The organism is Sporosarcina sp. FSL K6-3457, assembly GCF_038007285.1.
Taxonomy (GTDB): Bacteria; Bacillota; Bacilli; order Bacillales_A; family Planococcaceae; genus Sporosarcina.
Window position 1 is genome coordinate 128,813 of record NZ_JBBOWX010000001.1, and the last position, 25,228, is coordinate 154,040.

25 protein-coding genes and 1 riboswitch are annotated in these 25,228 nt (G+C 42.2%); of the genes, 16 read left to right on the forward strand and 9 right to left on the reverse strand.

Translation table 11 applies throughout. The features are described 5' to 3' along the window. Nucleotides 1-11 precede the first annotated feature (11 nt). From N1I80_RS00605 to N1I80_RS00660, 12 genes are all read left to right on the forward strand, one after another. On the forward strand, nucleotides 12-1,403 hold the full coding sequence (locus tag N1I80_RS00605) for a PTS galactitol transporter subunit IIC (protein ID WP_340736053.1): 1,392 nt from the start codon (nucleotides 12-14) through the stop codon (nucleotides 1,401-1,403). A 25-nt stretch (nucleotides 1,404-1,428) separates the two neighbouring features. Beyond that, complete coding sequence (locus N1I80_RS00610; RefSeq protein ID WP_340736054.1) at nucleotides 1,429-1,707, forward strand: PTS sugar transporter subunit IIB; 279 nt, start codon at nucleotides 1,429-1,431, stop codon at nucleotides 1,705-1,707. Nucleotides 1,708-1,757: 50 nt separating this feature from the next. Next, nucleotides 1,758-2,189: a hypothetical protein gene (locus tag N1I80_RS00615; RefSeq protein WP_340736055.1), complete on the forward strand. Its 432-nt coding sequence runs from the start codon at nucleotides 1,758-1,760 to the stop codon at nucleotides 2,187-2,189. Continuing rightward, nucleotides 2,186-3,211 carry a zinc-dependent dehydrogenase gene (locus N1I80_RS00620; protein ID WP_340736056.1) on the forward strand — a complete coding sequence of 342 codons (1,026 nt, stop codon included), beginning with the start codon at nucleotides 2,186-2,188 and terminating at the stop codon, nucleotides 3,209-3,211. Before N1I80_RS00615 ends, N1I80_RS00620 begins: the two co-directional genes overlap by 4 nt. 46 nt (nucleotides 3,212-3,257) lie before the next feature. Next, entirely contained in the window at nucleotides 3,258-3,929 is a 672-nt protein-coding gene (locus N1I80_RS00625; RefSeq protein ID WP_340736057.1) for an SDR family NAD(P)-dependent oxidoreductase, read from the forward strand. Next, nucleotides 3,922-4,662, forward strand: coding sequence for an SDR family NAD(P)-dependent oxidoreductase (locus N1I80_RS00630; protein ID WP_340736058.1), 741 nt, complete (start codon nucleotides 3,922-3,924; stop codon nucleotides 4,660-4,662). The genes N1I80_RS00625 and N1I80_RS00630 overlap by 8 nt, the downstream gene beginning before the upstream one ends. A gap of 178 nt (nucleotides 4,663-4,840) precedes the next feature. Next, nucleotides 4,841-5,209, forward strand: coding sequence for a transcriptional regulator GutM (locus N1I80_RS00635; protein ID WP_340736059.1), 369 nt, complete (start codon nucleotides 4,841-4,843; stop codon nucleotides 5,207-5,209). A gap of 39 nt (nucleotides 5,210-5,248) precedes the next feature. Next, complete coding sequence (gene srlA, locus N1I80_RS00640; RefSeq protein ID WP_340736060.1) at nucleotides 5,249-5,782, forward strand: PTS glucitol/sorbitol transporter subunit IIC; 534 nt, start codon at nucleotides 5,249-5,251, stop codon at nucleotides 5,780-5,782. Between the two features lie 21 nt (nucleotides 5,783-5,803). After that, nucleotides 5,804-6,817: a PTS glucitol/sorbitol transporter subunit IIB gene (gene srlE / locus N1I80_RS00645; protein ID WP_340736061.1), complete on the forward strand. Its 1,014-nt coding sequence runs from the start codon at nucleotides 5,804-5,806 to the stop codon at nucleotides 6,815-6,817. A gap of 37 nt (nucleotides 6,818-6,854) precedes the next feature. Continuing rightward, the gene (locus N1I80_RS00650) at nucleotides 6,855-7,229 is read left to right on the forward strand and encodes a PTS glucitol/sorbitol transporter subunit IIA (RefSeq protein ID WP_340736062.1); all 375 of its coding nucleotides are present in this window, start codon (nucleotides 6,855-6,857) and stop codon (nucleotides 7,227-7,229) included. Between the two features lie 3 nt (nucleotides 7,230-7,232). After that, nucleotides 7,233-8,522, forward strand: a complete 1,290-nt coding sequence (locus N1I80_RS00655) for an NAD(P)H-dependent oxidoreductase (RefSeq protein WP_340736063.1) — start codon at nucleotides 7,233-7,235, stop codon at nucleotides 8,520-8,522. A gap of 149 nt (nucleotides 8,523-8,671) precedes the next feature. Next, entirely contained in the window at nucleotides 8,672-9,004 is a 333-nt protein-coding gene (locus N1I80_RS00660; RefSeq protein WP_340736064.1) for a cytochrome c3 family protein, read from the forward strand. A 139-nt stretch (nucleotides 9,005-9,143) separates the two neighbouring features. On the opposite strand, the gene N1I80_RS00665 is transcribed toward N1I80_RS00660, so the two are convergent. Further along, nucleotides 9,144-10,832, reverse strand: coding sequence for a methyl-accepting chemotaxis protein (locus N1I80_RS00665; RefSeq protein WP_340736065.1), 1,689 nt, complete (start codon nucleotides 10,830-10,832; stop codon nucleotides 9,144-9,146). Between the two features lie 30 nt (nucleotides 10,833-10,862). Next, complete coding sequence (locus tag N1I80_RS00670; protein WP_340736066.1) at nucleotides 10,863-12,326, reverse strand: sugar ABC transporter substrate-binding protein; 1,464 nt, start codon at nucleotides 12,324-12,326, stop codon at nucleotides 10,863-10,865. 885 nt (nucleotides 12,327-13,211) lie between these two features. Here N1I80_RS00670 and abc-f point away from each other — a divergent pair. Next, complete coding sequence (gene abc-f / locus N1I80_RS00675) at nucleotides 13,212-14,894, forward strand: ribosomal protection-like ABC-F family protein (protein ID WP_340736067.1); 1,683 nt, start codon at nucleotides 13,212-13,214, stop codon at nucleotides 14,892-14,894. A 160-nt stretch (nucleotides 14,895-15,054) separates the two neighbouring features. On the opposite strand, the gene thiW is transcribed toward abc-f, so the two are convergent. The 7 genes from thiW to N1I80_RS00710 all read right to left on the reverse strand — a co-directional run bounded on the left by thiW (nucleotide 15,055) and on the right by N1I80_RS00710 (nucleotide 19,620). Further along, on the reverse strand, nucleotides 15,055-15,552 hold the full coding sequence (gene thiW / locus N1I80_RS00680) for an energy coupling factor transporter S component ThiW (RefSeq protein ID WP_340736068.1): 498 nt from the start codon (nucleotides 15,550-15,552) through the stop codon (nucleotides 15,055-15,057). Further along, nucleotides 15,549-16,202 carry a thiamine phosphate synthase gene (gene thiE, locus N1I80_RS00685; RefSeq protein WP_340736069.1) on the reverse strand — a complete coding sequence of 218 codons (654 nt, stop codon included), beginning with the start codon at nucleotides 16,200-16,202 and terminating at the stop codon, nucleotides 15,549-15,551. The genes thiW and thiE overlap by 4 nt, the downstream gene beginning before the upstream one ends. Then, a complete protein-coding gene (gene thiD / locus N1I80_RS00690; protein WP_340736070.1) occupies nucleotides 16,195-17,031 on the reverse strand; it encodes a bifunctional hydroxymethylpyrimidine kinase/phosphomethylpyrimidine kinase in 837 nt (278 codons plus the stop codon). Before thiD ends, thiE begins: the two co-directional genes overlap by 8 nt. Continuing rightward, entirely contained in the window at nucleotides 17,028-17,771 is a 744-nt protein-coding gene (thiM, locus tag N1I80_RS00695) for a hydroxyethylthiazole kinase (RefSeq protein WP_340736071.1), read from the reverse strand. Before thiM ends, thiD begins: the two co-directional genes overlap by 4 nt. After that, the gene (tenA, locus tag N1I80_RS00700; protein ID WP_340736072.1) at nucleotides 17,771-18,457 is read right to left on the reverse strand and encodes a thiaminase II; all 687 of its coding nucleotides are present in this window, start codon (nucleotides 18,455-18,457) and stop codon (nucleotides 17,771-17,773) included. The genes thiM and tenA overlap by 1 nt, the downstream gene beginning before the upstream one ends. 228 nt (nucleotides 18,458-18,685) lie before the next feature. Continuing rightward, nucleotides 18,686-18,792, reverse strand: a riboswitch (TPP riboswitch). Nucleotides 18,793-18,849: 57 nt separating this feature from the next. After that, nucleotides 18,850-19,233, reverse strand: a complete 384-nt coding sequence (locus tag N1I80_RS00705; RefSeq protein WP_340736073.1) for a type II toxin-antitoxin system RelE family toxin — start codon at nucleotides 19,231-19,233, stop codon at nucleotides 18,850-18,852. A gap of 3 nt (nucleotides 19,234-19,236) precedes the next feature. Beyond that, nucleotides 19,237-19,620: a hypothetical protein gene (locus tag N1I80_RS00710; protein ID WP_340736074.1), complete on the reverse strand. Its 384-nt coding sequence runs from the start codon at nucleotides 19,618-19,620 to the stop codon at nucleotides 19,237-19,239. Between the two features lie 941 nt (nucleotides 19,621-20,561). On the opposite strand from N1I80_RS00710, the gene N1I80_RS00715 reads away from it, so the two are divergent. From N1I80_RS00715 to N1I80_RS00725, 3 genes are all read left to right on the forward strand, one after another. Next, nucleotides 20,562-22,745, forward strand: coding sequence for a choice-of-anchor I family protein (locus N1I80_RS00715; RefSeq protein WP_340736075.1), 2,184 nt, complete (start codon nucleotides 20,562-20,564; stop codon nucleotides 22,743-22,745). A 355-nt stretch (nucleotides 22,746-23,100) separates the two neighbouring features. Then, the gene (locus tag N1I80_RS00720; RefSeq protein WP_340736076.1) at nucleotides 23,101-24,294 is read left to right on the forward strand and encodes a DUF3238 domain-containing protein; all 1,194 of its coding nucleotides are present in this window, start codon (nucleotides 23,101-23,103) and stop codon (nucleotides 24,292-24,294) included. Nucleotides 24,295-24,602: 308 nt separating this feature from the next. Further along, the gene (locus tag N1I80_RS00725) at nucleotides 24,603-25,208 is read left to right on the forward strand and encodes an alpha/beta hydrolase (protein ID WP_340736077.1); all 606 of its coding nucleotides are present in this window, start codon (nucleotides 24,603-24,605) and stop codon (nucleotides 25,206-25,208) included. Nucleotides 25,209-25,228: the final 20 nt, after the last annotated feature.

The window sequence follows — 25,228 nt, forward strand, 5'->3', positions numbered from 1 at the left end:
GGGGTGTAAAAATGATTAAAGAAGCAGTGGATTTCGTATTGGATTTAGGTCCGACTATTATGCTGCCAATTATCATGTTGGCGTTTGGCTTAATTTTGAAACAGGGGTTTAATAAATCTTTTCGTGCAGCACTGACAATTGGTATCGGTTTCGTTGGGGTGAATCTTGTGATTGGGCTTCTTATGGAAGCACTTGGACCTGCCACACAGGCAATGGTTGAATCACTCGGCCTTAGCTTAGATATTTTAGATGTAGGTTGGCCGATTGGTGCGGCGATGTCATTTGGAACGCCGGTTGCACCGCTGATGATTCCTTTAATTCTTATTCTAAATGTTATTTTGTTGTCCTTAAATTGGACGAAAACGTTGAACGTCGATATATGGAACTTCTGGCATTTGATTTTCGCGGCTTCTATTGCCTATTATGCCTACGATAACATGTTTCTGGCAATCGCTGTAGGTCTAGTTGTTACTGCAATTACGCTGAAGTTAGCAGACTGGACTGCGCCTGCGATTGAACATCATTTTGGCCTGAAGGGTGTCTCGATGGCGCACTCAGAAACGGTCAACTTTGCACCATTGATGTATGCATCCAATCGTATCATGGATAAAATTCCGGGGCTGAACAAATTGCATGCTGATCCTGAAACATTGAAGAAACGATTTGGTATTTTTGGTGAACCGCTTGTCATGGGTTTGGTACTTGGAGTTCTAATCGGTCTACTTGGCGGTTATGACGCTAAAGGGGTGATGGGGCTTGGTGTTCAAATGGCTGCTGTCCTCATTTTAATGCCGCGTATGGTAGCGCTTCTGATGGAAGGACTCATTCCTATTTCGGAAGGGGCTCGGGATTATATTAATCGAAAGTATCCTGGTAAAAACGTCTACATTGGACTTGATACTGCCATTGTCATTGGACATCCGGCGAATATGGCAGTTGCGCTTTTGATGGTGCCTATTACAATTTTGCTTGCAGTTACTTTGCCTTACAATAATATGTTGCCATTTGCTGATTTATCGGTGCTACCATTCACAGTAGTTTGGGCGGTTGCGGCTGCCCGCGGAAACATTATTCGTGGACTGATCAATAGTGTTTTTGCCTTAATGATTGTGTTCTTTATTGCGACAAACCTAGCAGAGCTAGCAACGACGATGGGACGCGCAGTTGGCTTTGCTTTCCCAGAAGGAGCATCGTTAATTTCTGGTATTGATTTAGGTTCACACATACTTCCATGGATTATTCTTCGTTTGCTCGATCCAAGTAACCCTTATTTCATTGCAGCACTTGGAGCAGCCCTTATTTATGGTTTGCTATGGTACTGGGTCCGCAACGATATTCGTAAGCAATATGCAAAAGAAATGGGTCTTGAGGTACAGGAAACAAATGCTTCAGTGAAAAAATAATAGTAGACTTTAGGAGGAATTAATGATGGCTAAAAAAATACTTGTATCATGTGGGACAGCAGTTGCGACATCTACGGTTGTTGCAAAAAAAGTGGAAGAAATACTTGGGAAAAAGGGATACGATGTTGTTGTTGAACAGTGTAAAGCATCGGAAGTGCCTTACAAGGCGGCGGGTGCAGATGTGATTGTGACAACGACGCCTATCAGCGATGCCGGGGATACACCGGTTATTCAAACGATTTCGTTTTTAACGGGTGTTGGCATAGATGATGATATTGAAAAAATCATCAAGTATTTAAACTGATATCAAGGGGTCTTTATGGCCCCTACTCATTTTTGGAGGAGGCGTTCACTGTGTCGACTTACAGCTACAATAACTCAGCAAGAAATATGACACTCATCGTTCCAGTGCTATTGATGGTTGGCCTTTTTATATGGGCTGTGTATGGATTATTTTCTGAAGGTGCTCTCATGATTTATAAGCTTACGGTTTACACGATGCCTGTTCTTCTTGCATCCTCTTTTTTCGGGCTACATAACCCATCGAGCATTGTTGTGACGGATGAAACGATCACATTTAACGGTTTTGGGCGCAGCCATACGTATACATGGGAAGAGGCTGGAATCATCTATATAAAAAGTTACGGTTATGTTGGCAAAACACTTATCCGTCTTGGTAAGCCACGTATTTTAGGTGGGCGCTACTGGATTACGAATGAGATGCAAGGATACAGTGAACTGCTCGACTTCTTAGAGCAAAGGGATGGAAGGGGAGTGGCAAAATGAAATCGGCGGTTTTTTACGATAAGCATGATATTCGATACGAAGAGCACCCCATTCCGGAAATTGGAGTAGGAGAAGTTCTATTGAAGATGGAGATATGTGGGTTATGTGGCACGGATATTCATAAAGTACTGGGCGAAACAGTACCTTCTTCAAGTGTGCTTGGCCATGAGGTTTCTGGAACAATTGTCAAGGTAGGGCATGGTATCGAGGATTATAAAGAAGGTGATCGAGTGTACGTTGCTCACCACGTACCTTGCTTTACCTGCCATTATTGCCAACGAAAGATGTATACACTATGTAAACAATTTAAAGAAACAAATCTTGATCCAGGTGGATTTTCTGAATATATCCGTGTTCCAGCGCTACACGTCAAGCATACAATGGGCAAGTTACCTAATGATGTGACGTTCGAGCAAGGTGCATTGGTAGAACCAGTTGCCTGCTGTCTACATGGATTTGAATCAATTCGTATTCGTCCAGGAGACTCAGTACTTATTTTGGGAGCAGGGCAGATTGGCTGTATTCAAATCCAGATTGTGCGGCACCTGCTGGCAGGCCAGATTATTGTCAGTGATATTAACCCTTATCGTCTGGAACAATCGCTACAGTTTGGCGCAGATTACACGGTGAATAGCCAACATGAAAATATGGTGGAAAAAGTTATGCAGTTAACAGGTGGAAATGGTGTTGACCATGTAATTATTTCCGCAGGAATCAACAGTTTACTACCGCAAGCGATGGAGTGTGTCAGACGCGGCGGAACGATTCTAGTGTTTGCACCTTTCAAAAATGAAAATATATCAATTCCAGCAGAGCGATTTTTCAATGATGAGATTAAAGTAATTGGCTCATATTCATCGAATCCATACAATTATGAAATTGCGCTACAAATGATACAACAAGGCGTTATTGCTACAGAGAAGATGGTTACGCATCGCTTTCCACTATCGCAATTACTTGAAGCTATTCAATGTGCACATAATCCGAATGAACATGTGTTAAAAGTGCTAATCACTCCTTAATTAAAATGTATGAGACTTGTGAGATTATAATCAGGGGAGGAACGTCATGGACATTATGCTTAATGGGAAAACAGCACTGGTCATTGGTGGAAGTAGTCCAATGATTTCAGCGATTTGTACACAACTTGCAGAATCCGGTGTGCACGTCTGGCATCAACTATTTAAACAAGAGAAACAGGAAAAAGTCCCACTGGTTACATCTATTGTGGCCGATGTGCGAAATCCAAATGACATGAAAAAGTTAATAACAACTATTTTAAATGAAAGTGAAAAAATTGATTTATTAATCAATGCTTCTCCTATGGAGCCTGCCTGCTTATTGAGTGAGTTGGCAGTAGAAGACTGGTTAAGGGTATTTGAATTTCATATAGATGTCCCTTTTCTTTCTTGTAGAGAAATTATTCCACAAATGGTTCGGCAAGGCGGCGGTGCCGTCGTAAATATTTCTTCATCCGCAGCAATTACGGGAGAAGGTGGACCCCATTTTGCTGCTGCGAAAAGTACATTAAATGCGATGACGCGTGGGTTGGCTCGTGAATACCGCGGCCAAGGTATCCAGGTGAATGGAGTAGCCCCTTCTCCCTTTACAAAAGATGAAGAAGAGAATCGAAGTATAGCCGCTTCGACAGCTGCGATGGTAGTCCTTCTCTGTTCGGAATATGGTAGGCGTTTCAGTGGAGAAACAATCATGATTGATGGAGGGGAAAGTGTTGGATAATGTTCTTGTCATTGGAGGCGCAGCAGGAATTGGACGAGAGATTGCACTTGATTTTGCGAAAAAAGGCCATCAAGTCGCTGTTGCAGATATTGATCGAACGACATTGAATACGATGATCCAGCAAAGTTCAGTGGAACAGAATCTTCACGCATTTGATGTAGATGTTAGTTCGTGGGAAAGTGTATCAGCGATGGCGCGGCAGGTGATTGAAAAGTTTGGCCATGTTCATACACTTGTATTTTCAGCAGGCATTACCAAAAGGCTTGGCTTGGAGGAAGTAGACTGGGCTTTATGGAAAAAAACGATGGCTATAAATTTGCACGGCTTATTTTATAGTATAAAAGCAATAAGCCCTTATATGATGGCAAGAAAAGAAGGAAGTATTGTCATTATTGGATCGGGTTCCGCTATCACCGGCTCAGGCGGGGGAATACAATATTATGCCTCAAAAGGTGGAGCATTTGGATTGATGAGATCGCTCGTAAAGGAACTTGGTTCTTATGGCATCAATGTAAATGTGATTGCTCCAAGAGTAATTCAATCACAAATGCTTGATGCATTGTATCCGACAGCTGAGTCGAAACAAGCTATTATGAATGAGATTCCAATTGGTCGATTAGGAAAACCTTCGGATATATCTGAACTTGTGCAGTATGTAAGTGCCAAGCAAGCTAAGTATATTCATGGTCAAATCTTAGTATTAGATGGTGGAAGGACATATCAAGGGAAATAAAAGAACTACTATTACAAACGATTTACCTCGTTTGTAATAGTAGTTCTTTTTTTATTTTATAGCAAGTTTACTAATCGATTGAATATTTAGTATTGACAACATTTCATCAAATAGCATACAATACAGTTATTACAAACGTGTCGGTATAGAACAAATGTAAATAAGGGGTGGTGGTTGTATGTGGGGATACCTATTGGGCGGATTTGTTAGCTTGTGGTTACTTCAAATTTATTTATCGACATTGCAAATGAAACATTATAAAGCAACGGTTCAGGATATGAGCAGACGTGATAGCGGTTATCTGGGGGTTGGGGTAGAAAAAAAGAAACTTGGTTCGGGAACGGTTATTATTCTTGTGACTAACACAGAGGGGATTGTTGAGGATTGTCGTGTGATGAGTGGTGTAACTGTTTTTATTAAATTCAAAGAATGTAAGCGGTTTATTGGGGAGCATATTTCGATGCTTCAAGATGATAAATGGACAGTATCGCTCGAAATGGCCGTCGAAAAAATTAAGCAACAAATGGGGAAAGTCGCAACTGCATAAACACCATAGTAGGACAATAATAGTAGGGGGGAATTTGGTATGGATTTCTTAGTGAAGTTGGCAGAAGGGTTTATCGGCATGTTCCAAGCGGGTGGCGAGACATTCATGGGCATGTTTACTGGTATTATTCCAACGTTAGTTTGTTTGATTCTTGCTGTAAACGCTTTAATTAAAATTGTTGGGGAAGAGAGAATCGACCGCTTTGCCCGGAAATGTACAAAAAATATTATTTTACGCTATACATTGTTTCCACTATTAGCGGTATTCTTTTTAACAAATCCGATGGCATACACATTCGGTAAATTTTTACCGGAACGTCAGAAGCCAGCGTTTTACGATTCGGCAGTTTCGCTTGTGCATCCGATAACAGGGTTGTTCCCGCACGCGAATGCGGCAGAACTTTTTGTCTATATGGGAATTGCACAGGGAATTACCGCACTTGGCTTATCGGTTGGGCCACTTGCTATTCGATTCTTTATTGTTGGTATGATCGTGATCTTGATCCGTGGGATTATCACAGAACGAATTACAATTATGATGATGAAACGACAAAATATTTCTATCAATGATTGAGGATGAGGGGAGGAATAGTAGATGACTGAATTTAAAGCGGTTAAGGTTTCAAAGGGCAGCAGTGGTTGGGGAGGTCCCCTTGTCATTCAGCCGGACGGGGAGAAAAAGTATATTGTTTCGGTGACGGGTGGAGGCATTCACCCAGTTGCTCAGCATATCGCCGATTTAACAGGTGCAGAAGCAGTGGATGGTTTTAAAACATCTATTGAAAAAGAGAAAATGGCTTGTGTAATCATTGACTGTGGTGGTACGGCACGTTGTGGTGTTTACCCTAAAATGGGTGTCTTAACATTGAATTTGACACCGACATCGCCATCAGGACCATTAATGAAGTTTATTCAAGAAGATAATTTCGTTTCGGGTATTAAAGAGTCCGATGTTGAACTGACAGAAGGAGCAGAATCATCTGTGATGGGGACTGTGCATCCCAAAAATGCACAAGAACTCAAAGCGGAGGCTCGTGAAAAAGTTGCTCAGATGAAGGACAGCAAGGGTGAACCACGCAAACAGAATATTGTAGAGAAAATTGGACGTGGCATGGGTGGTGTCATAGGGATTCTCTACCAAGCAGCTCGTGAAACGATTGAGCAGGTTATGAAAAATATTATCCCATTTATGGCGCTTGTTAGTACGCTAATCGGGATTATCCTTTATACAGGAATTGGCGATATTATCGCTAACTTTGTCTCTCCGCTAGCGGGAAATATTTGGGGATTATTGCTGTTATCTGTTATTTGTGCGGTTCCTATTTTGTCGCCATTGCTCGGTCCTGGCGCAGTTATTGCACAGGTTGTTGGTGTTTTGGTTGGAGTGGAAATTGGTAAGGGGAATATCCCGCCAAGCTTAGCTCTTCCAGCGTTATTCGCTATTAACCCACAAGTAGGTGCTGATTTTGTACCTGTAGGCTTAACACTTGGGGAAGCGAAACCAGAAACAGTTGAAGTGGGTGTACCAGCGGTTCTTATGTCGCGTCTAATTACAGGGCCATTGGCTGTATTGATTGCATATGTATTTAGCTTTGGTTTGTACGAATAATATGGATGTTATATAGAAGGTATTTGGAGGTTTAGGAATGAAGACAATTTATGAGTCCGCAGTTACGGAAATTGGTGCTGACGTAGACATGTTTCTGGAAGAGAAGATGATGATTATTTTTAATGAGAGTGCACCGCAAGAATTACGTGATATTGCGATTTTACATCGCATTGCACCTTTGGAGGGGCATATTACGGTCGGTGATGTACTCGCATTTGATGAGCAGTCTTATAAAATCACATTTGTAGGTGAAAAGGTAAATGAAACAGTGAGTGAGTTCGGTCATTGCACAATTAGCTTCACCGGTGCGGATCACGCAGATTTACCGGGAACACTATGTGTGGAAGCAAAAGAAATGCCGACGATTTCTACTTCAACGAAAATTACAATTAAAACAGCCAGGGAGGCATAATAGATGTTAGGACTTAATCGAAAACTTATAGAGCTAGAGAAGGCAGGTAAGGAAATTAAAGTAGGTCTCATTGGCTGTGGGCAAATGGGACGTGGTATGATTTCGCAGATTGAAAACATGAAAGGTATGCGTGTTGCAGCCACAGCAGATTTACAGACAACAATCATTCAAAATGCATATATGTTAGCAGGTGTAGAGCCACAGCAAATCATCACGACAAATGAGATTGAAGCAGCGGAAAAAGCAATGTCTGAAGGAAAAGTTGTAGCCACAACTGATGCATCCCTAGTAATTGAGCTACCAGGCATTGATGTTATCGTAGATGCAACGGGTGTACCGAATATTGGTGCTGAAATTGCTTGGAAGGCTATTATGAACAAAAAGCATATCGTCATGCTCAATGTAGAGGCTGATGTTACGATTGGTCCACTTCTTCATCAAATGGCGGAGGCGAGCAATGTCGTTTATACGGGTACGGCAGGTGACGAGCCAGGTTGTATTATGGAGCTACATGATTTTGCTGACGCACTTGGGTTTGATATTGTTGCGCTAGGAAAAGGGAAAAATAATCCATTGAATTATGAGGCTAATCCTGCGACGGCTGAAGCAGAGGCTAAAGAAAAAGGATCTAGTCCGAAAATGCTGGCATCATTCCAAGATGGAACAAAAACGATGGTCGAAATGAATGCAGTTGCGAATGCAACGGGGTTCTTGCCGGATGTACCGGGGATGCATGGCCCATCTGGTACGGCAAGCGAGCTTCCAGATATTTTCCGTTCAAAAGCGGAGGGTGGTATCTTGAACAATAAGAAAATTGTTGACTATGTAAATGGTGTAGCACCAGGCGTATTCGCGATTATTTCATCAGAAAAAGAAGAAGTCAATCATGAAATGCAGTATTTGAAAATGGGGCCGGGGCCAAACTATATTCTATATCGTCCTTACCATTTAACAAGTCTTGAAACACCATTATCTGTGGCGCGTGCATACTTGAATCAGTCTGCTACAATTGCACCATGGCACGGTCTGCAAGCAGAAACTGTCGCTACGGCGAAAAAAGATTTGCAACCAGGCGATCGTTTAGATGGCATTGGTGGATTTACAGTGTACGGAACGCTTTATAGTCAGCAGGAATCAGTAGCAGCTAATGGCTTACCTATTGGACTTGTGGATGCAAATGTTGTGATGAAGCGAGCTGTGAAAAAAGGTGAAATTGTCACTTATGATGATGTTGAACAGGAAAAAGAATCGATGATTTGGAAACTACGTGCTTTACAGGCGATGAGTTTCTAAATCAGTATAAAAGATATAGAAGGATGTCTCATTCGGGGCATCCTTTATGCAGTTTGCGAATTATACTGAATTAACCCAATTTACTGATTGGGTATTATAGTATAAACTAGAGGAGAAGGATAGAAATATGTGTGAAGGAGTGTCGCTCTGTGAAAATGTCTGAAATGGAAGCTGGCCTTTATTGCACGCAGTGCCATGATGAAACGATTCATCGTGTTGTGTACGTTAACAACAAGATTCAAAGCATCGAATGTGAAGGCTGTCATAGCATAACGAACATGAAAATTGATACGAAAAAAGAATTATATGAAGAAGTGTATGATCGTGTTTCGACAAAGCCCTCGCGGTTGTTGGAAGAATCTAAGCGTGATTTAAGTAAATTTTTTTCGGGTATGCCAAAGAGGGTTATTAGTAAGCCGTATCGATTCATCAAATATGTCAATAAAACAAGAAAAGTGTTGAAAAGGTCAAAAGATTTTTAATGTGAAGCGGTGCTCTGTTCAGGGGTACCGTTTTATTTTGTTCTTGCCGCTATAGAAAGAGTTTTTTTATCTATTGCAAAGGATAATGCCTACTTTCAGAAGTGATGCTGAATTACTTCTGAAAGTAGGCATTATTTTGTTACAATTGGAATTTTTTAATCATCGTATTCATGCGTTCAACCATATTTGTCAACCTATTTGAGCTGCTAGCAATATTATTAATCGAATGGCTTTGTTCAGTAACGGCAGCAGAAATTTCTTCTGATCCAGCGGCGTTTTCTTCTGAGGTAATCGCAATATGTTGAACAGACTCAATAATTTCATGACTCGATTGCTGAACACCCATAAATACAGAAGAAATATCTTTCGCTCTTTTTAGCATTTCTTCTACTTTTTCTTTAATATCTGTAAATTGTTTTCCGGTGAGTCCGATTTGAACAGTTCCTTTGTGAACCTCTGCGTATGCTTGACTTAATTCATCTGCAATATATCTTGTTTCTTCCTTGATACTAAAAACAATGTCCGCAATATTTTCGACGGAGTTGGTTACCTCCTCGGATAGTTTTTTTACTTCGGCAGCTACTACGGCAAAGCCTTTTCCGGCCTCTCCTGCCCTGGCAGCTTCTATGGAGGCATTGAGTGATAGAAGATTGGTCTGATCAGCAATCGACTTGATAACATGAACAATTTCAGTAATGGAATGTGTTTTACTTTCAAGACTCTTTACTTTATCGACAGAAGACTCCACAACGGTATTGATTTGTTGCATCTGCTGTAAGGATACCTTCATCTGCTTATCTCCATTGATGGAGACGTCTAGTACTTGATCGGTAAACAAAACTAGTTGTTCGCCATGCTCACTGGCATGTTCTATATCTCCGTTGAACTCTTTTATATTTTCTAGAATAATGGAGGCATTTTCTGCTTGGAAGCTAGCGCCTTTCGCTAACTCTTCAACAGTAAGGGCAACTTGTCCACTTCCTAGGCTCACTTCATCAGAGGATCTTTGGAAAGCGACGATTTGATTATCTACCTCTGCAGAAAGGTCGGAAATTTCGGAAATTGTATTTCGGAGATTATTTCTCATATGGTTGATAGAGCTTGAAAGTTGTCCAATCTCGTCGTTGGAAGTTACCGGCATTTCATCGCCTTGCAAGTTGCCGTTCGTAATATTTTGTGAAAAAGTAACCATTTCGTTTAATGCTTTGCCAATTTTCATTGAAAATAGAACAACAAAAGTTAGGCTGAATAAGCTTATGGAAATTATTGAAACGAGAATAACAACACCTGTGAAAGTGGTTTTTTGTGATAAATCGGAACTTGATAGACGTTGTTGTTTTAATTCCACGGACATATAATCTTGAACACCAGTTTGAATTAATCGGGAATATCTAGTAATCAGTTTGTTCTCCTCAACCATTTCTAATGAGTTTTTACTAGCAAGAGCTTTTTGAGTGGCTTCGGCATAAGATTGCAACATTCTACTGGCCGAATCAAAAGACTTTAATTCCTCTTCACCTGATATTTTATTTTTAATAAGTACCAGGTTTTCTTCTATATTGGTAAATTTGTCCTCTATGATCTTCTGGTTTTCTGGTGTTTGGTTTAAAATATACTTTGAGATATCCTGGGGAATAGCATTTGTTAGTGAAATAATTTCATTAGCGAGTACGTTTTTTTCAATCATATCATGTTGATTGTCAATATATGACCGCATTATTAAATAGGATGAGATACTCACAGAGGCCAATAATAAGATGATTAGTGAATAGCTAATAATCAACTTTATCTTTATTGTTGTTTGCTTAGTTTTTCTTTGCGTTCCCATATATATCCCCCTTTTCTTGTGTTTTTCATCTTATTGAACGGGTGGTCCAAATGTATAATCAAACCATTGATCTGGGGTTTGTGTTTTTAAACCAAATATGGTGTCTCCATTTTGAGTAACCATTGGTATATTGGGTGTAATAATATTATGTGGAATTGAATGACTATCTAAGATGATATTCACCAATGCTCTCACGCCAATATCCGCTACAAAAGGAGTATAGGGTGTATTTAGCTCAAATTCACCGTTCTTCACTGATGTAATAGCTGTTTTAGAATCATCGATGGATAGAAATATCATCTTTTTTCCATTCTGTCGACTGTTTAGCCTATCTCCATTTTTGGCCGCGTCATAGGCTGCGATGGCCTGATGATCACCTGTGCCAAAAACTACGTCGATTTCTGTGAACTCAGTTAATGCCAATTGCATATTTGCAAAGGCCTCGGCTGTGTTGTCACTATCATGATAGGTTTTTAAAATGTTGATTTCTGGGAAATAACTTAATACTTTGAGAAAGTGCCCCGTTCTATTTGCATCTGCGGTACTGCCTAATGGTTTTCTTAGAAGAACTACATTGGCCTTCAAATTGCCCTCTTGTGCAAGCTTCCAAACTAGATACATTCCACTTTGAGCACCATTCGCAGGAAAATTACCGGTCACCCTACTTGTTGTTTCCTCAAACCCTGTCATTCTGTCAACGCTTACTACAGGAATATTTGCCTCAATTGCTCTTTGGACAGGCATAATCGTTGTTTCCGATTCCACCATAGGCCAAGTTAAAATACCATCGACTTTCTGTAAGACGAAGCTATCAATAATATCCGCCATTCGGTCATTGTCCCATTGTGCATCTTTTACATCTATTTCAATATTCGAATGCCTGTCAGCCTCCCATTGTGCAGAATCTGCTAACCCCACATTCCAAGGTTGATCAAATCCATGAATAGCCACGCCAATTCTATAGGTTCTTTGTGGATCTCCTACGGGACCTTCCGCCAATTTCACATAGTCTGTAAACGGTAATTTTAATTCCAACTCACTGAAGGATCCTGTAATATGAGTCCCACTGCCTTTCGTCCAGTTAAAACCTTCATGTGCTTCCCCAGATGGATAGGAGCTCATATAGCTTTCAAAATTATCCCTCTCATATAATGCAACTATATCCTTATTTGCATCTGACAAAGGTAGATTAATAAAGAACTCTAAAATATCATTATCGGAGAGTCCTTTCGATGACAAGCTCTCAAAGAATGCCAAAGCAGCTTGTCCTTCTAAATTCTTAACTTCTTCATAAAATGGCATTAAATCTATTGCGGTTGAGTTTTGTGTTACTTCTACTGTTTCTTCCTTATTGGGCTCTGGCTGTGTAACCAGCTGTTTTTCATCAGTTTTTTTTGTAGTGTTACTCAATGAGCAACCTGAAAAAATAGCCATTACAATTAACACTAAAATTATTATATTTAATTTGTTAATCTTCGACTTTACTAAATGCATAAATAATTCCCCCTATGATTTAAATGACAAAATCATTACTTTTCTCAAAACAAAAAGACCAGAACAAACATGACTGCGTAATCGCAATAATGTTGTTCTGGTCTCTCCATAACTCAAACCACTTATATTAACCTACAGAAAGTGTATCAGTCAAAATAACTAAATGCAAGGAATATTTAGTATTTTGCACCGATTTACTGTGAGATAGTTAGTTCGAATCGATAGTATATAAATTAAAAGGCGTGTTCAATATCTATATCTAACTAGGCCGATTGCATGTCGGCCTAGTTGGAATTGGAAAGAAAAAGTTCTTATCCCATTGTGAGATTTGTGATAATGATAACGGCAATAATGACGAGAGCCCCAAATAGGCTCAGCCACATAGATTTGTCGGGGTTATCAGGCCTGTGGTCCGTGTCATGCTCATGCATAATGATACGCCTTCTTTCGATTTGTTGTTGTGAAATATGATTCCCTTACAAGTCATAAAATAAACGACTTATTAGGATTTTGTGATATACTATTTGTAATTGATTGAGAAGGGAATGACGGGTGGACAATGGATAACTAATCTTGCAAATCCGCTAAAATGAATTTTTTTATTTACACGGAAAACAGGATTGGTCTGTCCATTTTTAAGTCATTTCCTTGCTCATTGCGTATGCAACGGGGCTTTTTAGGGAACTTTTAACTTGATTCAGCAGAAGTTCACTGCGGAATCAAGTTAAAGCCTCTGGCGGATGTCACAGATTTTGAAGGGAGTTAATTGAGCTGTGCTCAATTCAAAATCTGGACGCCAAGGCGTATTTGATTTGGACGAATAGCGACTAATCCTTCCGATTACTTTTTCGGAGGGATTTTTTTAATCTCTCCGTACTTGGAGGAATGACTATGCTTTTAGGGACGTTACATCAATTATCAGTTGCGTACGGTGAAACGGTGATTTTGGATCGGTTGTCTGCGGATATTCCGGAGGGGGCTTGTATTGCGATTGTTGGAGCGAATGGTGCGGGGAAAACGACATTGTTATCGTTGTTAGCAGGAGAGGTATTGCCGACTTCGGGTTCGATTGGTTGGAGTGGTAAGGCGCCGTCTGTTACGTATTTCAGGCAGGAGCAGGAAGAAGAAGGGGTGCCGGATTGGGAACGGGCGGAGACGCATTTGTACCGGAAGAAATGGAAGGTGCCGGAGCGCGCGCAGTATGTTTCAGCAAGTGGTGGGGAGCGGATGAAGATGAGACTCGCTGCGGTGCTTGCTGATGACAGTCAGCTTTTGTTGTTGGATGAACCGACGAATCACTTGGACAGTGACAGTGTGGAGGAATTGATTCGCTTGATTCATAAAGGTGAGCGGACGTATATGATTGTTTCGCATGATCGGCATTTCATTGACAGGACGGCGGATATCGTCTTTGAAATCGAGCACGGCAAATTGACGGTGTATACGGGGAATTATTCGGATTACCGCAAGAAGAAAGAGGCAGACCGAGAAGCGCAACAGAAGCATTACGAACAGCAGCAACGGAAAATTGCACTAGTGGAGGAACAGATTGAGGCGTTAGGAAATTGGTCGGCGAAGGCACATGCGGAATCGACGAAAAAGGGCGGAAGGGTGATGGGAGGAAAGGAATACTTTCGGATGAAGGCGAAAAAGCGTGATGTGCAGATTCGCTCGAAGCAGAAGCGGTTAGAAGGGGAATTGGAGAAAAATCGTATCGACAAACCAGAAGATGAAATTGGCGTGTCCTTTGACGTTAAGGGGCGCAAGAAGAAAGGGAAACGAGTATTGGAGTTGAAGGGTGTTCGAAAGGTATTTGATGGGCAGGAATTGTTTGCAGATGTGTCGTTTACCGTGCAAGCTGGTGAACGGATTGGTCTTATTGGTTCGAATGGTGCTGGGAAATCGACGCTATTTCGAATGGTACTTGGTGAGGAGACGTATGACGGGGATTTGTGGACAACGTCAGGGATGACGATTGGCTATTTGAGTCAGACAGTGCTGGATTTGCCTGAGGACATGACGATGGCGGAGTATTTTTATGTGGATACGTTTCAGGAGCGAGGATTGATTCGTACCAATTTGATGAATCTTGGGTTTACGAAAGAGCATTGGCATATACCGCTGTCTGCGTTAAGTATGGGTGAGCGCGTGAAAGTGAAACTGATGCAGTTTATCCTTGAGGGGGTAGATGTATTGGTGTTGGATGAGCCGACGAACCATCTAGACTTGCCATCGAGGGAAGAGCTTGAAAAGACGTTGGAGTCGTTTCCAGGAACTCTTGTTTTTGCCTCGCATGACCGTTATTTTACGGAACGTATGGCGGACGGGTTACTGGTGTTTGATGAGGGAACGATACGGAAAGTGCCAATGACGTTGGCGGAATGGCAAGCACGTGGGGCTACGGTGCGACCGGAAGAGACGGCGCAGGAGCGGTTGCGTCTTGAAACGGAGTTACAGGCAGTGCTTGGACAGTTGAGTTTGTTGAAGTTAGGTGACAAGAAGTATGCTGAACTGGATAGAACTTTTAATGAGTTAAGTAGGCAGTTGAGAGAATTGCCTGGGAAATAAGTTCGGAGTAAGGTCTGATTTTATAAGTGGAATAAATAGCCGCCTGGCTAGGCGGCTATTTAATTTATCGAAAGGAAGCAATGTATTCATATAAACTAAACAACGCTTTCCACGAACTAAGCAACGTCCTCCATCAACTAAACAACGTAACCCTAAAACCTCACAACATTCCACCAATCCTACCGTTAACCTTCGTATGCTGCAATCGTACAACAAGCACTAAGCCGAGCACCGCACCACTTACACTGGACACAAGAAATGGCGGCACGAAGAACAAGGCAGTCATCGTAGTCCCCATTAGTATTTTTGCGTAAGGAACTGCAATGAGTGAGGCGATAACACCAGTCCCGATAACTTCCCCGACAGCTGCCAGCCACGTTTTACCGAATTGCTTATACAAAATACCTGCAAGGAAAGCACCAATCATGCCGCCTGGAAATGCGAGCAGTGAGCCTGTGCCAGTGAGTATCCGAACGAGCCCGGTCACAAAGGCGATTATGACGGCTGGGACAGGTCCAAGCATAATAGCGGCAATGACATTGACGGCATGTTGAACAGGATAGGCGCGTGCGATGCCTGCTGGGAATGATACGAATGTGGAGCCGGCAACCGCAATGGCAACGAACATCGTCATGATGACCATTTTTCTAGTTGTCATGATGAAAAAACCTCCTTGCTTATCGCAATCTTGAAACGGCGTGCTGCAGTATAGGGATAGATAGCTGAGGCGATGGCTGAAATGATGGAGACGCCTGAAGCGCCTGCTTCTAAGACTGGTTCAAAGTTAGCGACTGTAATGCCGCCGATACCGACAATGGGTATAGTGGGATAAAGGCTGCTCATTTTTTGGATAAAAGCTGTCCCGCTAACAGGTTTGGCATCTGCTTTGGATGCCGTTGCGTAAACTGGCCCCATTCCAACATAATTAGCACCTACCTCGATAGCCGCCAGCATTTCCGATTCGTTGTGCACGGAGACACCTAGTATCTTGTCTTTTCCAATCCGCTCCCGCACAGCGGCTGCCATTTCATCATCTTGTCCGACATGCACGCCGTCTGCATTGATGGCTATCGCCAAATCCACGTCATCATTGACGATAAATGGGACATTGTGGTGATGACAAAGTGTTTGACAGGCTTCAGCAAACGCTCGTTTTTCATCGCCCACTAAAGCACCCGGCCCTTTTTCTCTCAATTGAAAACAAGTTACGCCGCCTCGTAGTGCTGACTCCAATACATCCAGTGGATTAGACGCCCTTGTATTGACACTACCCATGATGAAATACAATTGTAGCTGTTTCTCAATCAATGAATACCGTCTCCTTTCTCGTTGCTTCACTCTGTTGCTTGTATGCCCAGTGATTGGTCGGACCATGTCCAGCTGTGCTAAGAGTCAAACCATCAGCAATGGCCGCCTGGATAAACCGTTTGGCATCGACAATGGCTTCAGAAATGGGTATTCCCTGTGCAATCCGTGCGGTAATCGCCGCAGAGAACGTACAGCCAGTGCCATGCGTATTGGGGGTGTGGATCCATTCGGAGCGAAGGGCAAGGCGTTCGCCATCTGCTGATAGGAATAAATCCTCCGCATAGTCGACTCCTTGTCTATGACCGCCCTTCATGACAACGGCTCCTGCCCCTAACTGCAAAATGCGGTTCGCAGCTTCCTCGACATCTCCATCCGATTTAATTGTCATTCCTGCTAGTACTTCTGCTTCTGGAATATTAGGCGTGATGACCGAGGCCATTGGGATTAAAAATGTTTTCAATGCCTCAATCGCCTCCTCCAATAAAAGGGAAGCGCCGCCTTTGGCAATCATGACGGGATCAATAATGAGTGTAGGAGAGTCGTAAAATTTCAGCGTTTCTGCTACAGCCCGGATGATGTCAGCGGAAAATAGCATGCCCGTTTTCACAGCATCAACGTTGAAGTCATCCAGCACTGCCCGCATTTGCGCGGTTACGCCAGCTGCCTCAATTGGATAAACCCCGTGTACGCCTAATGTATTTTGTGCTGTTACAGCTGTTAGTGCTGATGTCCCGAAGACCCCTAACTCTTGAAATGTTTTCAAATCGGCTTGAATGCCTGCGCCGCCACCACTATCGGAGCCTGCAACTGTTAAAGCGATAGTTGTCATCTCGTTTCACCTCCAAGGGCATTCAAAAACTGAACTTGAAAATCGCCGAGGCCTTCGGATTTTTCAGCCGCCAGTTGTCCAGCTTGTTTATAGAAAGTACATGCACTTACCACCGCGTCTAATTGTTTTTCATTTGCGACAGCCAAAAATGCACCAGCGACGGCGCTTAGTAGGCAACCGCTGCCTGTAATTTTAGCCATCAATGGATGCCCGCCTGTAATGTGCAGCGTTTTGTTGCCATCAGTTACAATATCAACCGCGCCAGTGACGGCGACGATACAGTGATGTCTACGTGCAACTTCCTCTGCAAGTGTAGCTAAATCTGCATCTCCTTGACCGGCATCGACACCTTTTGCCTGCCATTTCACGCCTGCAATTGTGGCCAGTTCGCCCGCATTACAACGGATGAGTGTCACATCGACTTCGTGCAAAATTCCCAGAACGGACTCCTTACGGAAAGCGGTCGCTCCCGCACCAACGGGATCGAGAACGACAGGCTTGCCATGCTGATTGGCACTTTTCCCTGCAAGCAGCATCGCTTTTACGGTCTCCCGTTTCAGTGTGCCGATATTCAGCACGGTACAAGACGCAATGCTAGCGATGTCGGCAGCTTCCTCTACGGCGTCCGCCATGACAGGAGAAGCGCCGAGTGCCAACAGACCGTTCGCCTGAAAATTAGCAACGACAATATTCGTGATGCAATGCACGAGTGGTTGATCTGTTCGCAATTTTTGTATCATTAGCTCGACACCTCTTCGTATGAGTGGATTGTCCACTGTTGTTTTGTCCAGGCCATTTCCCAGAACTGCCACTCATAATAGCTGCTCTTACGGAAATGTTCTTTTAGCTGAGTACGTCTCTCAGGTGAAACGGCTTCCGCTAGTTTATTCATCCGGGCAATTTGTTCTTGTACAAGTTCGGCGAACCATTCTGAACCGTATGTTTGAATCCATTTATCGTAAACAGGGTGATTCGGTTTCGCGTCTTTGAGTCTTTCGCCAATTTCATAATACAACCAGTAACACGGTAACAGTGCAGCGAGGATATCCGCTAAATCACCTTCGTGAGCTGCGCGGTACATATGTGAAACGTATTGATAGGCTGTTGGTGCTGGCTGAAACGCTGCACGCTCCTCTTCCGTTATGTCTAACATGCCGAAAAATGATTCATGTAAGGACATTTCTGCATTACATGTTCGCTCCGCGTGTGCTGCAAACCGTTGAGTCGTCTGTAAATCCTGTGCCTTCACAGCACCTAGCGCCTGGATTTTTGCGAAATGCGACAAATAATAAGAATCCTGTTGTACATAAAACTTGAACACCTCTACTGGCAACGTGCCGTCCGCAACTCCTTTGACAAATGGATGGTCAAAGCTTCCTTGCCATAATGCATCACATTCTGACCGTACTTCTTCACAAAACGTCATCCTGTCCACTCCTCGTAATCTTATTTTTGAAAATCTCAAATACGCCTTGGCGTATTTGCGTCCGGATTTTGAATTGAGCTTGCTCAATTAACTCCTCTCAAAATCTGTGACATCCGCCGGAGGCTTTAATTTTATTCAGCGGGGTTTGAATTTCAGCTGAATAAAATTAAAAAGGCCGCCCCCTGATAGTAATCAGGAAGCGGCCCACGATGGTTTGGTTCATAAAATAACAGCGCAGTCCCACTTCCCTACGCTGGTATGATCCAGATCAGGTTCCGAGGGTCCGCATATCTATATGCGTCTCAGCCTTTAACAAGACTCCCCTAGTGGCGAAAAATATTCGATTTTCATCATAACTATAACATAATTCGGACAATTATCAAGACATACAACTATTGTTTACTGTTCTGCCTCTCCGCATAAAAACCTTCTAAACGCTCTGCAGCTAATTTATAAGCCTTGCTTTTATCTCGGGGGCCAATCGCAATCATATCCATCCTTGTAATGGTTGATTTAACAGGTTGATAGATACATCTGATGTTAGTCGATTTCGATTTAATTTTTGCAAATCCATTTAAATTTCCATGTAGCGATTTTGCGACACCATCAGGTACAAAAAGCGGTCCTTGTTTAGCTCGCCGAATAATAAGAGCTAGTGTACTTGTTCGATTTCCTTTATTGATGGCTTTTAAGTCTTGTTTAACTTCGGGTGTGAATTTTAGCTCTACATTGTAGTTGTCGATTAAAAATTGGGTAAGTTCGTCTAGATTATTCAAGTTTTAGTCCCCAATTTCTTTCATTAATTGGTTAAAGTCGATATCATCTTCGTCAAACACATCATGTAGGGATAATGTAGCCTTACTGTTTAACCTTTGTATGGCGGCCTCTTCGATTAATTCATCTAGGGCATTATCAAGAGCCTCTTTATTGGCTAGGAGTTCTTCGAAATAATCTAGGTCTAAAAAAGCACCTTTTGCATTTTTATTTTTTGCGTTTTGAATGATAAATACTTCATCAGTTACTTCTTCAGAAAAACGATCAAGCATTTCAGTTAGTTTGTTATGGCGTGTGATATCTGTGATATTGTATACGTTATTTTTAAGGAAGTTTAACGTGTCTGAACTAACGGTTTTTTTTGATTTGTCCAAAGTAGAAGCACTCACTTTCATCATTCCTTTCCAATAGTATATGTACGGTTTGATATATGTATACTCATTGTATCATTTAATCCGTGTTCATAACAACACGGACTAATACTGACGAATGGATTCTTATGAAAAAATACACGTCTGTTAATTAAACAAAATCAACCAACAAATAACTTAATCATGCACCAGCTACTACGTGTATAGTTGCTTTTGAATCGTTTTGGATTGAATGACTTCTATACGATTACCGAGATGTTTAGTGTGTAGGGACGCGACATAGTCGCATCCTTACACACCTTTTTCGGTAATCGTATGGTGGTCCTTCATCCGTCGCTCTTCAAAAGCGCAGATACGCGAAGTGCTAAAGCTTTTTGGGACGTAAGAATAGCCTACTCCTTATCGGGAGAGAAGCCGCCAAAGATGCAATTTTGGCGGCTGATGTTTTCTCTATAGTTTTTTCTTTTTTTATTTTAAAGACGCGCCATTTGCTATAAAAGGCATCGCATGATTAGAAGCATAGACTTCGCTAAAAAGTAAGAAAGAAACGCATTGTACAGCGTGCAAGCGTGCCCGGAATTGTATCTTCGGGCACTTACACTCTTGATAGAAAGTCCTCTATTCTTTTCCTTTCCAAGCAACTGTATTTCTCACTTGCGGATTTCAGGGACACGGCAGGCAATGATTCGCAATAGGATTATCGAAAAGAGTGTAGCTAGAAATGACGAAGTCATTTCTAGCTACACTTGTTCCTCGACTATGGTATCGTGAATCGTTTGCCGAAAGCGGACCGGAAATGTTCGAGTAACAATAGTCGTTTTGTAGCCTTTATTGACAGTGTTTTATGCAAATAAATAGTGAATCAACAGATGTAGAAAAAACACAATAAATTAATACTAGCTTAATAATAGACAGCTAGAATTGGTGATAGGAAGATAACATATTTGGAGGGCAAACAGATGACAATGAGAAAGAAAATAATAACAGGACTTGCGGCAGCAAGTGTTCTCTTTAGCGCAAGTCAGCCACACAATGTATTTGCGGAACAATCGTCTTTATTTCAATATAAAGGAGATGATTTGAACGTGACGCAAATTGGTCAGTATGACAGCACTGTAGGTATTGGTGGTACTGAAATTATAGCTTATGATGAGACGCTAAAACGTGCCTTTGTAACAAATGGCGTCGTATCTGGAATTGATATTCTTTCTTTTGAATCGTTAACGTCTGGTGAATTTACAAAAGTAAGGGCATTAAAACGGGTATTTTTATTGGAGTTTGGAATTGAAAATGTAGCAGATATTACGAGTGTGGCATCACATCCGACAAAGGATTTAGTTGCTGTTTCTGTTGTGAGCAATCCGAAAACAGACCCCGGTTATATTGTTTTTCTATCGAAAGACGGGGCATACATTTCGAATGTGCAAGTGGGTTCGTTGCCTGATATGGTGACATTTACACCGGACGGAACAAAAGCCATCATTGCTAATGAAGGAGAGCCGAGTGACGACTACGCGGTTGATCCGGAAGGTACGATTTCCATCATTGACATCACGAAAGAACCAAGCAATTTCACAGCAAATACGCTTTCGTTTAAAGGTGTAGAGATTGATGGAAAAGTGCGAGTGAATTCTAAAGGGACGACCCTTCAGCAATTGGAGCCTGAATATGTAGCAGTTTCTGAAGATAGTAAACTAGCGTATGTATCGATGCAAGAAAATAACGCTATCGCTACGGTTGATCTTATAGCAGAAAAAATCCTTCATGTGAAAGGGCTCGGAGTGAAAGATCACTCCATTCCCGGAAACGAACTTGATGGGAAGCGTAATGATGAGACGACAATTGAACGCCTTCCACTTCTAGGTTTTTATATGCCAGATGCCATTGACACGTTTACATCCGGTGGCAAAACGTATATCTTAACACCTAATGAAGGAGACGCCCGAGATTACGATGCGTATTCCGAAGAGGCGGAAATCGGTGATATCGCCGATAAGATTAAATTGAATGCCAATCACTATAAAGGGTTCACGCAAGAAGAACTCGATCAGTTAGTGGCGGATGGTTTATTCGATGAGATGAAGAAAACCAAAATCACACTCGAGCAAGGTATGGCAACAGACGGTTCTTATGAGGCGCTTCATTCGTACGGTGGACGTAGTTTTTCAATCTTTGACGCTGAAACAATGGAGCTCGTTTTTGATAGCGGAAGTGAATTCGAGCAAATTACATCTGAAGCAATCCCTCAGTTCTTTAACGCGGACAACGAGGAAATTGCCTACGACAAACGGAGCTCGGCAAAAGGTCCAGAACCAGAAACTGTTGTCAGTGGGGAAATTGACGGCAACAATTATGCATTTATCGCTTTGGAGCGAGTGAGTGGAATTATGGTCTATGACCTCGCAAATCCATTGAAACCCGAATTCATTACATTTATTACAAGTAGAGATTATAGTGAGGATATTAAAGGGGATGTATCCCCTGAAGGTTTACGCTTTATATCAGCTGATAAAAGCCCTACAGGTTATGCCTTATTAGCAGCGACTCATGAAGTATCTGGTACTGTTGCGATTTATGAATTTGGTGGAAAAGGCATGCTTAAATCAGGTTTGTTTGAAGATGTCGAAGAGAGCCATTGGGCGTATCCATTTATTGATGATTTGTATCAGCGCGGCGTAATTAAAGGCAAAACGGAAACGGCTTTTGCGCCTCAAGACACAGTAACTCGTGTACAGTTTACGGAGATGTTAGCCAATGCCCTTGATTTGCAAGCGATTTCCGATATTCTGAGCCTAGCACAGGATGAAGTACAGGCTATTTTGGAAGCTGAAATTAATCAGGGTGGATCAGATGAGCTATTCAATCCAAATGCAAAACTCACACGTGAACAAATGGCAGTAATGGCCGTAAATGCATATGAATACGCAACAAAGACAATGGTAGCCATTGAAGGGAAACAGAGCTATAGCGATATTAAAACCGTAAGCGATTATGCACTAGAAGATGTCCAAAAAGCACGTACACTAGGCGTAATGGAAGGCTATGAAAACAAATTTCAGCCGAAAGAATCTTCTACTCGTGCACAAGCTGCAAAAGTGCTATCAACGTTACTGATGCAAATAGAAAGTAAGTTGCATAAGTAAAGCCATTCAAACAATGAAAATAAACAGTGCCTGCCACCCCTCGCTCCTACGATGTGGACAGGCACAGTTTTTATTTATATGAATAGGAATTGTGGAAAGTGGCGGAATGAAGTCTAATTCCTCACAGTTAAGCCTTCGGCGGTTGTCATATTTGTCGATCCAGTTGTTGCTATCCTACTCGATACGAATATTTTAGATTTCTATCCTTCTGGTCTGCAGACTATTGGTATTTTTCTCATTTTCGGCGGGATTGTCTATACCATTATTGGAGGAGAAAGAAAAACGGTGTGAATTTTGCTCCCATGTTTAACGGAGGAAAAAGTACCTCACACTTGTCATAAGGAGTGTGACTACTGTGCTATTTGAAATGAAAATGGTTGTGCACCAGGCAGATGTTATTTCATTCACATGGAATGATGTTGGTGGAATTTATCACGTTTATAAAGATGGTGAGCATGTTTACGAGGGGACCGTGCCCGAATTTAATGATGGTGATTTTAAGCATGCTAAATTGTATAACTACACGATTGAACGCACGGAAGATGGTGAAGTGGTCGACGTTATCGCGCTGCAAACATCGGCATTTGCTGAGCGAAAAAACAATGACAACCCGCTACAATCGCTTGTTATGACCACCATTGTCGCGAAAACACAAATTGCCTTGTCGTGGGAGGAAATGAGCGATGTTAAGGACTATGAGGTGTTCCGAAATGATGTCTATCTGGCAACGGTAAAGAACAATTGTTACGTGGATCGGGATTTTTCGTTAGATGAAACCTATCGTTATGCGATTCGTTCGCAGCGTTCGCTTGCTAAATCAGAAGATCGGTTTAATAGGAGTAAATCACTAACTTCAACTATTTTTGGTATGTTGAATCCAGCATCATCGAAAGAAGAGGCAGCCGTTGAAGTATTTGAGGTGACGAAATGGATTGCGAGGCCAACAGAATTGTTGATGCCCGTTCAAGATAAGGTTCGGCGTCTGACTGTAGATAAATGGAAATATCGTTATACAACATTTTTGGCAGACAAATGGGTAGCTAATCCAAATCGGTTGTCATGGAATCGTTATTTTAAAGGTGATGACAGGGGATTTGATGCCAGTGGCGAGAGTTTTCGAACTCGCGCTGATATTGAACTCGCATACGATCAGGTCGGCGCACCTTTAACATTCACAAAAATGGTTGGGTTATCGATTGCCTATAGCCGTTTGAAACGGTTTCGGGAACAAGCAACTGCCTCGCATGAGGGCATTGTCTTGAAACGCTTAGATCATGGGCGAGAGGAATCTGGCTTCCATTTGACACATGCAGTTGGCAACCCCCTGACGACCGCACCAAAAATTGACTATGAGGTTCGTGCTGTTATGCGCCGGAACGGTACTTTTGATATGACGGGCTATCATGACCAAGCACCGCATCACGAAATTTATATGATACGTGGAGAGGGAGAAAAGTGGCTACCGATTCATCAGGCGGAAAGTAAAGGACTTGCCTGGTTGTCACCGCCCATTGCCAAGCAATATTGGCGATGTTCAAGTTTTGGATGAAGATATTGGACTGTCAGTGAAAAGTGCAAACTGTCAGTGAAAAATCTCAAAATGTCCTGAAAACTAGCCATCTAAGTCTCATATTCTGCAATGGAGAATCAGCAGAGCCTCTTTTTTTCGTGTGTCGAGCAACCTCTTTGACAACTATAAAACTATTTGTTACTATTGTCTCAGATTCAAGATAAATTATTTTAATCCGCCGTAGTAGTGTAAATAAATGATGAAAAAATCAATGGTTGTTCGTCGTAGAACTGCTATTGTCGCAATAAGAAAGCTATCACAAACGGGTGAAATGGAGTGATTGATAGATGAAACATATATTCAAACAAGGAACAGATGCCTCGAAACCGGTATTGCTAATGCTTCATGGCACGGGGGGGACGGAAAATGATTTGCTGCCGCTTGCGGATTTGATTGCCCCAGAAGCATCAGTACTGAGTGTGCGAGGAAATGTCCTTGAAAACGGCATGCCACGTTTTTTCCGTCGATTGGCTGAAGGTGTTTTCGACGAGGAAGATTTAATTTTCCGTACGAAAGAATTGAATGAATTTTTGGACGAAGCAGCCGAGAAACATGGTTTCGATAGGTCCAACATCATTTCAATTGGTTATTCTAATGGGGCTAATATTGCGGCGAGCCTGTTGTTCCATTACGCAGGAGCTTTGAAAGGTGCGATTCTGCATCACCCGATGGTTCCGAGGCGTGGCATTGACTTGCCAGATTTGGCTGATACTCCGGTGTTTATAGCAGCTGGAAAAAATGATCCGATGTGTTCTGCGGAAGAATCTGAGGACCTAGACGAACTGTTGACGTCGGCAGGAGCACAAGTGAAGGTGCATTGGGAAATGAATGGCCATTCGTTGACACGAACAGAAGTGGACGCAGCGGCGGAATGGTATAGAGCAATCTTTTAAGCTGTATAAACGATCTGTAG

Bases quoted from the DNA above. Each gene is read 5' to 3' on its own strand.
- N1I80_RS00625 (WP_340736057.1), top strand. From the start codon at position 3,258: ATGGACATTATGCTTAATGGGAAAACAGCACTGGTCATTGGTGGAAGT.
- N1I80_RS00605 (WP_340736053.1), top strand. From the start codon at position 12: ATGATTAAAGAAGCAGTGGATTTCGTATTGGATTTAGGTCCGACTATT.
- thiM (WP_340736071.1), bottom strand. From the start codon at position 17,771: ATGATACAAAAATTGCGAACAGATCAACCACTCGTGCATTGCATCACG.
- srlA (WP_340736060.1), top strand. From the start codon at position 5,249: ATGGATTTCTTAGTGAAGTTGGCAGAAGGGTTTATCGGCATGTTCCAA.
- N1I80_RS00715 (WP_340736075.1), top strand. From the start codon at position 20,562: ATGACAATGAGAAAGAAAATAATAACAGGACTTGCGGCAGCAAGTGTT.
- N1I80_RS00650 (WP_340736062.1), top strand. From the start codon at position 6,855: ATGAAGACAATTTATGAGTCCGCAGTTACGGAAATTGGTGCTGACGTA.
- N1I80_RS00635 (WP_340736059.1), top strand. From the start codon at position 4,841: ATGTGGGGATACCTATTGGGCGGATTTGTTAGCTTGTGGTTACTTCAA.
- abc-f (WP_340736067.1), top strand. From the start codon at position 13,212: ATGACTATGCTTTTAGGGACGTTACATCAATTATCAGTTGCGTACGGT.
- N1I80_RS00620 (WP_340736056.1), top strand. From the start codon at position 2,186: ATGAAATCGGCGGTTTTTTACGATAAGCATGATATTCGATACGAAGAG.
- srlE (WP_340736061.1), top strand. From the start codon at position 5,804: ATGACTGAATTTAAAGCGGTTAAGGTTTCAAAGGGCAGCAGTGGTTGG.
- N1I80_RS00725 (WP_340736077.1), top strand. From the start codon at position 24,603: ATGAAACATATATTCAAACAAGGAACAGATGCCTCGAAACCGGTATTG.
- N1I80_RS00670 (WP_340736066.1), bottom strand. From the start codon at position 12,326: ATGCATTTAGTAAAGTCGAAGATTAACAAATTAAATATAATAATTTTA.
- thiW (WP_340736068.1), bottom strand. From the start codon at position 15,552: ATGACAACTAGAAAAATGGTCATCATGACGATGTTCGTTGCCATTGCG.
- N1I80_RS00610 (WP_340736054.1), top strand. From the start codon at position 1,429: ATGGCTAAAAAAATACTTGTATCATGTGGGACAGCAGTTGCGACATCT.
- thiD (WP_340736070.1), bottom strand. From the start codon at position 17,031: ATGACAACTATCGCTTTAACAGTTGCAGGCTCCGATAGTGGTGGCGGC.
- N1I80_RS00655 (WP_340736063.1), top strand. From the start codon at position 7,233: ATGTTAGGACTTAATCGAAAACTTATAGAGCTAGAGAAGGCAGGTAAG.
- tenA (WP_340736072.1), bottom strand. From the start codon at position 18,457: ATGACGTTTTGTGAAGAAGTACGGTCAGAATGTGATGCATTATGGCAA.
- N1I80_RS00665 (WP_340736065.1), bottom strand. From the start codon at position 10,832: ATGGGAACGCAAAGAAAAACTAAGCAAACAACAATAAAGATAAAGTTG.